At 68.0% G+C, this 12,698-nt stretch carries 10 protein-coding genes; 7 read left to right on the forward strand and 3 right to left on the reverse strand.

Annotated elements, in window-relative coordinates; genetic code table 11:
• Positions 1-129: 129 nt before the first annotated feature.
• From MM440_RS05070 to MM440_RS05080, 3 genes are read left to right on the forward strand one after another with little or no spacing between them, the layout of a single operon-like run.
• Positions 130-1,314 (forward strand): four-carbon acid sugar kinase family protein, encoded by a 1,185-nt coding sequence (locus tag MM440_RS05070; protein WP_241443068.1) that lies wholly within the window; start codon positions 130-132, stop codon positions 1,312-1,314.
• The gene (gene pdxA / locus MM440_RS05075) at positions 1,307-2,344 is read left to right on the forward strand and encodes a 4-hydroxythreonine-4-phosphate dehydrogenase PdxA (RefSeq protein WP_241443070.1); all 1,038 of its coding nucleotides are present in this window, start codon (positions 1,307-1,309) and stop codon (positions 2,342-2,344) included. Before MM440_RS05070 ends, pdxA begins: the two co-directional genes overlap by 8 nt.
• A 9-nt stretch (positions 2,345-2,353) precedes the next feature.
• On the forward strand, positions 2,354-3,190 hold the full coding sequence (locus MM440_RS05080) for a DeoR/GlpR family DNA-binding transcription regulator (protein ID WP_241443072.1): 837 nt from the start codon (positions 2,354-2,356) through the stop codon (positions 3,188-3,190).
• Positions 3,191-3,373: 183 nt separating this feature from the next.
• On the opposite strand, the gene MM440_RS05085 is transcribed toward MM440_RS05080, so the two are convergent.
• Positions 3,374-4,156 carry a toll/interleukin-1 receptor domain-containing protein gene (locus MM440_RS05085; RefSeq protein ID WP_241443074.1) on the reverse strand — a complete coding sequence of 261 codons (783 nt, stop codon included), beginning with the start codon at positions 4,154-4,156 and terminating at the stop codon, positions 3,374-3,376.
• A gap of 563 nt (positions 4,157-4,719) precedes the next feature.
• On the opposite strand from MM440_RS05085, the gene MM440_RS05090 reads away from it, so the two are divergent.
• Positions 4,720-5,169, forward strand: a complete 450-nt coding sequence (locus MM440_RS05090) for a hypothetical protein (protein ID WP_241443075.1) — start codon at positions 4,720-4,722, stop codon at positions 5,167-5,169.
• A gap of 46 nt (positions 5,170-5,215) precedes the next feature.
• Here MM440_RS05090 and MM440_RS05095 read toward each other — a convergent pair whose 3' ends face one another.
• Positions 5,216-8,578, reverse strand: a complete 3,363-nt coding sequence (locus tag MM440_RS05095; protein ID WP_241443077.1) for a type ISP restriction/modification enzyme — start codon at positions 8,576-8,578, stop codon at positions 5,216-5,218.
• Positions 8,579-8,666: 88 nt separating this feature from the next.
• Positions 8,667-9,140: a hypothetical protein gene (locus MM440_RS05100; RefSeq protein WP_241443079.1), complete on the reverse strand. Its 474-nt coding sequence runs from the start codon at positions 9,138-9,140 to the stop codon at positions 8,667-8,669.
• Between the two features lie 659 nt (positions 9,141-9,799).
• On the opposite strand from MM440_RS05100, the gene MM440_RS05105 reads away from it, so the two are divergent.
• From MM440_RS05105 to MM440_RS05115, 3 genes are read left to right on the forward strand one after another with little or no spacing between them, the layout of a single operon-like run.
• On the forward strand, positions 9,800-10,414 hold the full coding sequence (locus MM440_RS05105) for a hypothetical protein (protein WP_241443081.1): 615 nt from the start codon (positions 9,800-9,802) through the stop codon (positions 10,412-10,414).
• Entirely contained in the window at positions 10,411-12,027 is a 1,617-nt protein-coding gene (locus MM440_RS05110; protein WP_241443083.1) for a hypothetical protein, read from the forward strand. Before MM440_RS05105 ends, MM440_RS05110 begins: the two co-directional genes overlap by 4 nt.
• 38 nt (positions 12,028-12,065) lie before the next feature.
• Positions 12,066-12,698 (forward strand): AAA family ATPase, encoded by a 633-nt coding sequence (locus MM440_RS05115; protein WP_241443085.1) that lies wholly within the window; start codon positions 12,066-12,068, stop codon positions 12,696-12,698.

Raw genomic sequence — 12,698 nt, forward strand, 5'->3', positions numbered from 1 at the left:
ATGCGCAACCTATGAATCACGGATCGGCCCCTTGCGAGCGATGCACCCTTGACAGGGCGCCCGCACGGGCCGTGTACTTACCCCAGCAACCTTCTTGCACAACACTTCAGGCGTAGGGGGGGCGGAGGAATGACGACCGTGCTCGGCATCATGGCCGACGACCTCAGTGGCGCCAGCGAGTCCGTCGCGGCGCTCGGAATGCGCGAAACACGCACTCAGATCCGGTTGGGCGCCGGAGCCTCGCACGGCCCCGCCACCGAGGTCGTGTGCGTCGACACCGACAGTCGCGGCCTGAGGCCCGCCGCCGCCGCCGCGGTTCGCGAGGCTGCCGAGGCCCTGGGCGATGTGCCAGTCCTGGTCAAGAAGTGCGACTCACTCCTACGCGGGAACCTCGCTGTCGAGGCGGTAGCGGTCGGTCGGCTGCTCGACCGGCCGATCCTCGTCGCTCCCAGCTTGCCGGCGCTCGGTCGCACCGTGCGTGGTGGGGTCCCCTACGTCGGCGAGCTCAGGCTCGGCGAGACCGACCTGTGGTCGGGCGAGTCCACCACACCCCCCGCGTCGGTCGCCGACCTGTTCGAGCACGAGTGCGTCGTCGTGGATCCCCACGCAGCGGATGCGGCTGGACGTCTGCGCACCGCCTGGCAGAGCGGTGCGGTCGCGATCGGCGATGCCGCCTCCGGCGACGACCTCAGACGCCTGGCGACGATCGCTCTCTCGGTGGACGAGCAGCCCCTGCTCGTCGGATCCGCCGCTCTGGTCGCTGCGGTGGGTGACAGCGTTCTACCGAATCAGGCACCGGCACAACAGCATCCGCTCCCTCAAGCGAGCTCTCTTCTCTACGTCATCGGGTCCTCCTCGAGAGCGGCACGGGCCCAGATCGAGCAGCTGCGCCCACGCGCGGACCGCATCATCCATCTCGACCCCACCGAGCTCCTACGGACCGCCGCGCTGCACGGTGATCGTGCTCCCATCGACCCCGCCGTGGGCGTGACGGTCGTCCAGCTCGACCCTGCCGCCGAGGTGATCCCGAGCCAGTCGCCTCTCATCGCCCGCGCCCTCGCCTCCGCCGTGCAGATGGCGGCCGCTGAGGCCGACGCGCTGTTCCTGTCCGGCGGCGAGACCGCTCGCCGGGTCCTCGACCTCATCGGCGTCACCACGTTGGAGCCGGTCGGCCAGATCGGCCACGGGACCGCAGTGTCGGTCGACCCCGATACGGGGCGCATCGTCATCACCCGACCCGGCAGCTTCGGGTCGCTCACCAACCTCGTCGAGGTCCTCGACGCAGTCCGTCCCTCGAAGGAGTCCCATGTCTGAGAACCTGCCGCTGATCGCCATCACGATGGGTGACGGCGCCGGCGTCGGCCCGGAAGTGATCGTCAAGGCCATGGCCGACCCCGTCGTCCACGAGCGGGGCCGCTACGTCGTCATCGGCGACCTGCGCCGCCTGCAGCAGGCGGCCGAGATCGTCGGCTCGACGCTGTCGCTGGTGCCGGTGGCCGAGCCCGAGGACGCGGTGGCGGACCCGGCCACGATCTCCGTCCTCGACCTCGATCTCCTCCCGGACGACCTGGCGTGGGGCGAGCTCTCGGCGGTCGCCGGTGACGCCGCCTACCACTACATCGCCAAGGCGGCCGAGCTGGCGGTGGCCGGACGGGTGCAGGCGATCTGCACGGCGCCGCTCAACAAAGCCGCCCTCCACCTCGGCGGACACAAGTACCCGGGGCACACCGAGCTGCTGGCCGATCTCACCAAGACGCCCGAGGTGTCGATGATGCTGTCGACGCCTCGGATCAAGGTCATCCACGTCACCACGCACATCGGTCTCATCGACGCGGTGCGCAAGATCGAGCCCCAGCTGGTGGAGCGGGTGATCCGGCGCGGTCACGACGCTCTCGTGGCAGCCGGGGTCCCGAAGCCACGGATCGGGGTGTGCGGCATCAACCCGCACGCCGGCGAGAACGGCCTCTTCGGGTACGGCGAGGAGGAGGAGAAGATCAACCCCGCCGTGGAGGTGTGTCGAGCTGCTGGCATCAACGTCGACGGCGCGCTGCCGGCCGACACCCTGTTCTTCCTCGGCGGGCGAGGTGACTACGACCTGGTCGTCGCGATGTACCACGACCAGGGGCACGGGCCCGTCAAGGTGCTCGGCCTCGAGGCGGGCGTCAACATCACTGTCGGGCTGCCCGTCATCCGCACCTCGGTCGACCACGGCACCGCCTTCGACATCGCGGGCACCGGTGTGGTGGACGAGGGTTCGATGATCGAGGCCCTGCGCCTGGCCTGCGAGATGGCCCCCAGCCCGAAGGACGAGGTGTCAGCCCCTGCGGCAGGTGCGCTGGGCTAGGGTCGCGGTGTGACGAAGGAGCAGACTCGGGACGAGGCCCGCGCCCGTGGGAGCAAGGCGCGCCTGCGCCGGGCGGAGATCGTGCACCTCGCCTCCACGTCGGGTCTCGCGAGCGTCGAGCAGCTCTCTGAGCGCTTCGGCGTCACCGCATCCACCATCCGCCGCGACCTCGCCAAGCTCACCGGGCAAGGACGGATCGCCCGGACCTACGGCGGCGCGATGGGCCTCAACGCGCACCCCGAGGCCTCGCTGCGCCAGCGCATGGGCGAGGCCTACGCCGCCAAGCGGGCCATCGCCACCTGGTGCCGCCAGCAGATCGTCCCCGGTGAGGTGATCCTGCTCGACGCCGGGTCGACGACCGGTGCGCTGGCCGGCCAGCTCCAGGAGCACGAGGACCTCACCGTCGTCAGCGCGGGCATGACAGCCGTAGAGCTGCTGCTCGACTCCCCCGGCGTCGAGGTCCTCGCGCTGGGCGGCCGGTTGCGGCCGATGTCGCAGGCCTTCATCGGCCCACTCGCCGAGATCGCCCTCACCAGGGTCAGCTGCGACCGCGCCTTCATGGGCACCGACGGAGTCGTCCCTGGCCGCGGCATCTGCGAGGCCGACCTGCAGCAGACCCGGCTGAAGGAGCTGATGATGTCGCGCGCCGACCAGGTCTACGTGCTGGCCCACGGCGAGAAGGTCGGCCGCGCCGCCTTCCACGCGTGGGCCCAGATGCCGGCCCGGTGGACCCTGGTGACGGACTCGTCGGCGGACCCGCAGGTCCTGGATCAGTTCAGCACCGCCGAGGTCGAGATCATCATCGCTGACGACGTACCGGAGTCCGGCTCGCAGTCGGCGTCGTAGTCCCCTCCTCCCCCGCCAACCACAGCGCCCCGCCCCTCGATCGAGGGACGGGGCGCTGGACGTTGGCACGTCAGGGCTGGCTGACTCAGCTGCAAGTTCTCATCCTGTTGTCGTTCCTGTTCTCACCAGCAGGTCACCACCCGGACACGAGCGGCCGGACGGACACGCGGGCTGGTGGCCCTGTCACGGGGAGGCGTGCCGGGCGACGGCGGGGGCGATCTTGTCCGCGATGGTGTCTATGTCGTCCTGGTCGGTGGTGAACCCTGCCAGGTCGGGCAGGATGCCCGAGTACTCCTTCACGTCATCAAACGTGACGCCGTGCAGGACGGGGATGAGGGTGGGCTTGTTCAGGAGTGCGCCGAGCTCGCGTTGGGTCCAGAACCTGCCGGCCACGTACGCAGCGGTGAGTACGGCGATCCCGGCGCGGGCCTTTCGGAGTCCGGCGTCCATCTGCAGGGACTGTGACTTTCCGGGCTGGATTGCGACAGTGTCGAACCACACGTTCACGCCTCGCGCTTCGAGGGCTGTTGCGAGTGCTTTGGCGGTGTCCTCCCCGTCGATGCGGGCGTAGCTGAGGAACACGTCGTACTCGCGGCCGTCGTCAAAGTCGATGGCGCCGTGGACGCGTTCGACCAGTTCGCGTTCGACGGGTTGGTAGGTGACGGTTCTGGTCGCGGGGGCGGTCGCGAGACGGCGGTTGATCTCGTCCACGACCTTCTGGTTGTGCCGGTCGGCCGCCCGGTTGTGCTGGGCGACTCGCCTGTTGTAGTCGTCCACTGCCTTCTTGTTCTCCCTGTTGACCCGGTCAGCCTCGCGCCGGTTGTGCTCGGCTGCCTTCCGGTTGTAGTCGTCCACGGCCTTCTTGTTGGCGCGGTTCACGCGGTCGACTTCCCGCTGCAGCTCGCGCTCAGCCCTCCGGGCCGCCTCCCTCATCCGTCGGTTGTATTCGCTGGCGCTCATTGCCATGTCCGCCGCCCTTCCTGGTGGTGCTACTTGGTTCAGGACCGTAACGGGCACCACTGACATAGTGCTCCGCTCGCCGGGACACGGCCAGCTCGCGCCACCGGCCAGTACCGTAACGGGCCACGCTCAGCAACGGCACCCGCTTCTTTCTGACGGCCGGACAAAGCGGGCGGACTGACGCGCGGAGGCAGGTCCGATCCGGGCGCGGGCGGCCCGCGTGTCACGCGAATGCGTGCCAGCGGCTTGTCGCCCCCGTTCAGGACGGGCTACGTTGCGAGACGTGAACGCGCGACGAAGGTAGCCCCGGTCGGGGCCGCCCCTGACACCCGAGAGGTGACTGTCGTGCCCCACCCCGCACCCGATCTGCCCTGCCCCGCGCCCACGTGCGCCCACGCGTGTTGCGCCCGTATCCCTGCGTGGACGGCCCGCGTCGGCCAGTCCTGGCGTCCATACCCAGACGCGCCGTGGAACCTCTACAACGCCGTCTGGCGTGCCCAGCACGCGTGGCTCACTCTCCGTGAGCACGCAGCCCGCACCACGCGGCGCGGCCGGCGTGGGGGTCGCGGGTGACCGCCCAGGATAGGCGTGACCGCCACAGCACGGGCGGCGACGATGATCAGCGCGACGACGCGCCCGCGGACAGCGCGCACTGGGAGGACCCGCTAGCGGAGTACGCGCTCTATCCCATCGTTCCGCCCGTCACAGGCGGGATCGAGCAGCCGCACACCGTTGTGACCGTCAGGTGGCCCGACGAGTCGGAGTCCCACTGGACGGAATGCCCGGTCTGTGCCGCCACCCCATCCCGGACGACGGTCTTCGAGGACGTGGTCATCTACGACTTCGACTACTTCGGGCGCGTGGTCGTCCCGGTCACCGAGCACGGGTACCTCATGGAATGGCTCCGGCTCCACGACAACGCGAGCGACGACACCTGGTGCGCCGCCCTCCGCGCCTACCGTGACGCGGGAGGCGTGACCGTCAACTTCGATCACCACGCCTGCCCGCTCGAGGACTAGGGATTGACGGCGCGGACAAGGGACATTCGCTGCGTGCTTCCCTGGGTCAGGCAATAGGCCAGTCCGCAAAGCGTTCATCGATCTGGTCCACGACCTCATGGGTGGCGGCGATGGCATTGAGCACGTCGAGGAGATGGGTGAGCTCGCTGTGGGACAGAGTGTCACCAGCGCGTGCTTCCATCCACTTCTGCAGAACTCGATGCCCACCGACGTGATGCGCCCAGACGCGCTCTGGCACGTCGTCAATAGTTTGCGCGCCGCCCTTCTTGCCCCCGTCGGTGTTGAGCCGCAGCCGCCCATGTCCGTCGCCCGTTGCCTCCCACCTCTGTGACACAGGGATCGCGTCGATCTTGTTCGTGCCCTTCGTGAGGGTGGGTGTACTCCCGGCGACGTTGGGTTGACCGTTTAGCGTGTGGAGCTCAACGAGCGTCTGCCCGAACCTAACGAGCTCGCGGAACGCGTCGAGGTCCGTGACGATGGGGATGCGGGGGTAATCACTACGAAGGAAGTCCGCGTAGCGCAGTCGGTATGAGGGGGAGTGCACGACTGCGTAGGCGTAGTCGAAGATGTCACGAGCACCGACCGTAGCTTTCAGGTCGCCCCGATCCTCGTCCACGTATGCGAGACCGAGCGCGGAGAGGATTCGATCCTTGATCTTCTCCCCTATGTTCCCGACCACGGCCTGCTGGCCCTGAGCGGCGAACAACTGATCCTGCCCTTGCGCAGAAGCTGGTTTGCCCTCGTCTGGGTGTAGCCACAAGGGGAACAGGACAGAACCCGTGGTGGCTTCACCGAGTTTGACCTCGCTCATCTGATCGGTCACGAAGAACTGGTCTTGCGTGGGCGACTTGTTACTGCGTGCCGAGATGAACCCCAGGTTCCCACCCGCGAGCATGTGGCGCATCACGTCGAACTTGAGCGCGTCGATGGCATCCTTGTGGTACATCACCCATCGAGTGTCGAACGGCCTGTGCGCGTAAGGCTTGATGCTGTCCTCTCGCTTGCCATCGGCCATGAGGGAGGCGCGCTTGGTCTTCATATTCCAGTCACGGTTGTCGCCTGCGGGGTAGGTGATACCTGCCGGAGTGGTCCGAGACTTGGTGCCGAAGAACCGTGCTCGGACCTGGGCGTCCGTCTTGGTCGGATCGCAGAACTCCCGGAGCCTAGCCAGGACACGTTCGCGGCGGGTGTCGGTAGCGAACTCGTCGCGGTGCGTGACGATGCCTGTGGCGTAGGTGGGGAACACATCAGTCAGGGACACACAGGCTTCCCATTCTTCGCGAATGCTCGCGTCTTGGGGCCGGAACGAGAAGAAGGGTGCGGCCGGCACGAAATCCTGCCAGGTGACGGTGCCGACGTGGTTCGAGTCGAGCCACTCGTACTTAGCTGATCTGGAGCCCCACAGGTCGGCGTAGTGGACGGTGGCGGGCTCGGTGGAGTCGGTTGACTTGACGAATACGGCGACCACCACGCCTTGCATGATTTGGTCAAAGACGTTCTCGTCCACGCCACCGTCCGGGTTCTTCTCCCGTCGACGGGCGGAACCGTGCAGATCTAGCACGTAGATCTCATCGAACGTCTCCAACAGGGAGTGCCTCATCCCGCGGAACGTGGGCGCGTCCAGGTAGGTGTGGTTGGTCACGTAGGCGAGGACACCGTTTCCCGTCTGCTCGATCCGTGACTGCCCAAGTCGGATGAACTTCACGTAATCGTCCTGAAGCCATTTGGGGTTCCCCTCACCCAAGGGCACGCCCCGGATGGACTTGTAGGTCTCAATGAGTTCGCCGATGGCGGTCCTCACTGTGCGGTACTGAGTCTTCCCCTTGACCTTCCGAGCCACCTCTCGACGGGTGGACGCGTTGGCAGACTGCCCCTGATAAGGCGGATTACCCATGACGACCATGATCGGCTTGTCGGTCTTCACCGATGACGCAGCGTTAGCCTCGTCAGAGATGAACTTACCCAGAGGAAGAGTCGAGTGAGCCTCGCCAGGGTCGAGCGCGTTAGTAAGGTACACGCCGACTCGTTCGTCCTTCTCGAAGTCATACGCGATGTCCTCGCGATCGTCAGCGGGCATGTCCATGCCTGCCAGTTGAAGGGCGAGCTTGAGGTGGGCGACCGCATACGGGGCGACCATGAGCTCAAAGCCGAACAGCCGCGGGAGCAGGTGCTCTGAGACGTACGCCGACCAGAGCGCGCCACGGCCCTGGTCAATGAACTGCTGCCTGATACGACCCACTGCGGCGTAGAGGAAGGTTCCGGTCCCCGTCGCAGGGTCAAGGAGAAGGACGCGGTGCTGCCCGTCGTCGGTCTGGTTCGTGTCCGCGACGCCTCCCGGCAGCGCGAACGTTGAGCGCAGCACATGATCCACAGAATCAAGGATGAACTCAACCATAGGCAGGGGCGTGTAGTAGACGCCCCGGATGTCGCGCAGGGTCGGGTTGTACACCGAGAGGAACGTCTCATAAAAGTGCACGATGGGGTCACGCTTGTCGGCCCCGAAGTTGGCTAGGACCTTATCGATGTCGGCGTCGTGGAGGAGTTGTGCGAGGTCATCCACCGTTCCGGCGTATGGCTCGTCAGAGAGGGTCGGGCCGCTGACGTGCGCAAACAATCCGCGAAGAAATGGGTTCGTCTTGGGGATGAACGCTGCGGCCTTCTCTCTCGTGAAAGCCGTCTGCCCGTCGTGCTGGACTCGAGCAGCGAACAAACCGTAGGCGATGGTCTGAGCGAGCATGTCCGCGAACTGATCCTCGGTCAGGTCTGGCACGAGCGTGTCCCTGAACGCCGTCAGCAACCCAGTCGTGGTGTCCGAAGCGGTGGCGCTCGCGAACGAATGCTGGATCACGTCGTGGATGACGGCCGCGATGGCGGCCATTCGACGCGCAAGCGCAGGAGCAGTCGAGATTCGCTCCGGCGGCTCGGCCAAGAACCCCTTGACAAGTGCCTCCACCTCTGACCTGCTCGTCGGGGTCAGAACCACATGGTCTCCGTCCACTCGGCCGAGTGAGGCGGTCAGTTTTAGCGCCCCGTTCCGGTACCAGCGAAACTCGACATAGTCGGTCAGCAAAAGGTTGGGGAACGCCTTGCGGTAACGACGGAGCTGCTGCCCATTCTTGGTGCGAGGAATCTCCCGCTCGGAATCGGCCTCAATGTCCTTGAGCCCTGGACTGATGCCGACGTCCTTCGCCTCGATCTTTCCCAGCGTGAGTGTCCCGTGTCTACGCTTGGCCTTCACGTCGAAGTCGGGGGCGTTGTTCTCCGACTGCTTCGGCTCGTTGGTCGCTGTGATCCCGCTGCCGAACGACTGCAGCCAGTTCTGAAGCGCCGGTCGGTGAGTGTGCTCAGTCGCGTCGCCTCCAGCGAGGTTGGAAGCGAGGTCCGCCAGGTACTGATCCGTCGTGGGCACGGCGCTGTCCTTTCTGCTGCTGATTGGGTCTGGCCGTGAGTCTAGGTTCGGGCACCGACAGGTATCGGCCGGGCACGCCCGGGCCTGGTCATTCCGTGAGCGTGACGGCGAGGACCTGGTCGGCGAGGTCGTTCAGGTCGCGCCGGGCGAGGTCCGCCGCTGGCTCGTCGCGGCGCCTGTTGGCGTGGGCGAGGCGGGCGCGGGCGTCGCGGGCGCGGAGGGACAGGTCGAGGAGCGTGGCGAGGGTTTCTCGGGTGAGGAAGCGGGCGCCCACCCATTCGGGCGGCGGCGGCAACGGTTCGGGCTTGTAGGTCTCGGCGGGGGTGTCGGGGCCGTGGGTGGTGCGGCGGCGGTAGGCACGGTCGCGCCATTTCCGGCGTTGCGCCTGGTGGGTGGGGCACCGTGCGCCGGCCTGTTTCGCGGGTTCGGCCCAGTCGGGGTTCACGGCCATGCAGTCGGTGCACGTCGCCGGTAGCGCCGGGGGCGGAGCGTGGCGCGTCGCGGCGGCTGCCGCTAGCCCGTCGCGGTAGCCGCGCACGTACTCGGGGTGGTGTGCGTCCACGTCCCCAGGATGGCCTGTGCCGCAGGGCCGGGTCGAGGCGGCACGCCGGGTGTTCTCGACGCAACTTCGATGTTCGCGGCGGCGTCCGCGTCGTGGGTTCGATGCTCGTCCATCGTGCCGCCCACGGGGTCTGGTGCGGTGACGGGTATGAACGGACAGCGGAAGTCAGTCGCCCGGTCGGGTCGACGTGTCCTGGTCGTGGGCGGGCCAGAGCGGCGTGTCGAGAGCGTTCTCGAGGCGGGCGACGGCGCGCGTGTCAGGCCACCGGTTCCCGTGCTGGATGACCTGGACGGTACCGACACCAATCCCCGCGAGGGCTGCGACGGCCCGGGCCGACAACCCGCGAGCGGACATCTCGCGGGCGAGGGCGAGCGCGAGCTGTCGGACTTTCTCCGCGGCCGGGTCCGGGCACGGCTCATCGGGCCACGCGACGCCGTCGTTCGGGGCGGCGCGTGCCGGGAGTCTTCGCTCTCGTGCGGGTGGTTCCACAGGGACCAGCGTACGGATCGTGCGGGTTGGGGTGGCCCGTCCGGGTCGACTTGCGTCGGGGTGCACACGGACGGGAAAGTGTCCTATATCTCGGACACTCTTGGAGGTTTGCCTTGCCCCACGCACAGTTGCGTCCCCACCCGACCCTGGCCGGGGGAGGGAGCGGGCTCGTGACCTCCCTCTACGACATCGGCCCGCTCGACCTCACCTCCGCCACCCACACCACAACGACGGTGAACGACCGGCACATCGCCACCGCCCGTCGGCAGGGAACCCAGGCGCACGCCGCGATCGCCCGCATCGCCGCCGCCGTGCCCGCCACGGCAGACGAGGACATGCCCGGACTCATCCGCGACGCCGTCGCAGCGCACGTCGTGGGCCGCGAGAACGGACGCCTCGCAGTCGCTCGCGTCCGCGTGTCCGGTCTCGTCCATCAGTACGTCCGCGTCTTCCTTCCCCGCACAGCCGTGTTCGCAGGCGCGGAGGTGAGCACCGGGCACGGACGCGCTGACCTCGCCTGGGACCACCCGGTCGTGGGCGTGTTCTACGACGAACTGAAGACCTACCGCTCCGCAGACACGGCCCACGACCCCACGATCCTCGCCCAGCTCGCCCGGTACACGACCGCAGGCACCAAGCGGCACGGCCTCGCGTTCGCGGGCGTCCGCCTCATCACCCTGGGGAACACCGCCGCGTCCCTGCTCATGGAACCGGACGGTCGCACCGCTCCCCTGTGGGACACGCACCTGTCCCCGACCGCCCTCACAGGAAGGAAGCCTCAGTGACCCTTACGTCCTCCGCTGACCGGGCCGCGACGGTCGCCCGGTTGCGCCGCCTCGCCGTTGACGGACACGTCTCCAACCAGCACGTCCGCGACACCGCGACCCGGCTCGGCGTCACCCCGCGCACGATCCGCCGCTGGCTCGCGACAGACCCCGACCCCGCCCAGGACACTCGGCGCGTCATCGTGGACATCGAGAGCACGACCACGCCTCCGAACGGCAACCCGGACACTCCCGGACGCGCCAGGTTCGAGATCACGACCGAGCACCTGCTCGCGTACGCAGACTCCCGCTCCGCCCGCGAGGCGTACCGGCACCTCACCCGGCACGGGCAGATCGACTGCTCGTTCGCGACGTTCGCACGTGCCCTCGCCAGGGTCGACCCGGCCCGCAGGTACGGCGCGCTCGAAGGGTTCCCCGGCATGGCCCGCAACTGGCTGTACCTGCGCACCACGTCCCCGCACCGCAACCACTCCCTCCACGTCGACCACACCCACGCGGACGTGCGCGTCCTGCCAGACCACCGCGCCCGCACCGTCATCCGCCCGTACCTGACCGTCGCCGTGGACGCCGCGACCAGCCTCGTCCACGCGTTCCTGTGGAAGACCCCGGTCAACGCCGACCTCGTCGCCGCCGCCCTCGCTGAGGTCGCGGCAGAGCACGACTACCACGGCGTGACTCTCGGTGGCATACCTGAACAGGTCGTCTTCGACAACGGGGCGGAGAACTACGCCGCGGTCACGCACGCGTCCGCGGACAGGCTCGGCTGGGTCGTCTCCCCCATCCCGCCCTACTCGTCCTGGTTGAACGGGAAGGCCGAACGCGCGATCCAGCTCGTGAACTCCCGCCTGAGCGGACGCGCTCCCGGTGCGCTGCACGTCGGCACCACACAGGACAGGAAGCGGCGCGTCGTCGCGAACCTGCCGAAGGACACGGACCCGTCGACGGTGTGGACGTGGGCTGCTCTGAACATGGCCTTGACAGAGGTCGTGGACGAGATCAACACGGGCATCCCCGTCAAGGAGCTCGGCGGGTTGACGCGCCTGGAGGCGTACGCCGCCGACCCGACCGAACAACGGTTCATCGCGCCCGTCGAGCTGCGCGCCGCGATGATGCCGACCGCTCGGGACACGTACCGGGCGACGAAGAACGGCATTCACTTCGACAACGGCCAGTACGTCGCCACGGACCTGCACGTCGGCACCGACTACCGCATCCGGCACATGGCCCGGTCCCGCGACTTCATCGAGGTGTTCGACTTGGCGGGAGGACACGTCGCCCGCGCGTGGAACGTCGAGAGCATCCCGAAGTCCGAACGCGACGCCATCCTCGCCAAGCGCGCCCGCGACTCGAAGGAGTTGAACCGGGTGAACGAGTCGCTGCGGATCGCCCGCGACCAGCGTGCCCGCTCCGGCAACGCGATCGCCGCCGCCCACAACACCCCCGACGGCCACGACGACGTTGACTCCGACGACGCGACCGCCCCGGTCGTGCCCGAACAGGTCATCAAGCTCGACCGGCGCAAGCGGCGCACGTCTCCCGCCCCCACACCCGGTCCCGCGCATGCCCTCCCGCAGGAAATCCTCGACCTGTACCGCGACGAGCTCCCCGACTGACCCCCGCTCCCCGAACTGCCTCTCGAGAGGAACCGCCCGTGACCGTCACCGACCGGACACAGATCCCGTTCTCCGCCGTGCTGGAGAACGAGCCTGCCGTCACGCCCCACTTCCTGGACGCGTACACCAAGATCCGGTACGCGACGGACCAGAACGCGATCGTCGCGATCGACGGGCCGCCCGGCACGGGCAAGACCACCTGCGCCGTGTACGCCGCCGACCAGGTGTCCCGCCCCGCAGCGATCGTCACCATGTCCGACCGGCCCGCCCCGTTGGACGTGCTCCGCCACTCCCACCAGGCGATCACCGGAGAACGGTCCGGTCGGCTCACCCGGTACGAGCTCGGGAACCTGCTCCGCGACGCGCTGCCCGACTGGGGCGGGCTCCTCGTCGTGGACGAGCTGCAGAACGCGCAGGTGTCAGCGATGAAGGAACTCGTCTGGCTCCACGAGATGACACGCGCCGGGTTCGCGCTCGCTGTCGTCGGGTCAGACGTGCTGGCCGCGGTCGCGCAGTACCCGCAGCTCGCGTCGCGAGTCCTCACGTCCGCGTCGTTCGCGCCCTTGGACGGTGACGACCTGCTCGCCGCCGTCGGGCGTCTCCACCCGGGTTCGCGCTGGCAGACCCGGTGGACGTGTTCGCGCACGACCGGATCGTGTGCCGTGGCCTGA

Origin of the sequence: Arsenicicoccus piscis (genome assembly GCF_022568835.1) — a bacterium.
Lineage (GTDB): Bacteria > Actinomycetota > Actinomycetes > Actinomycetales > Dermatophilaceae > Arsenicicoccus > Arsenicicoccus piscis.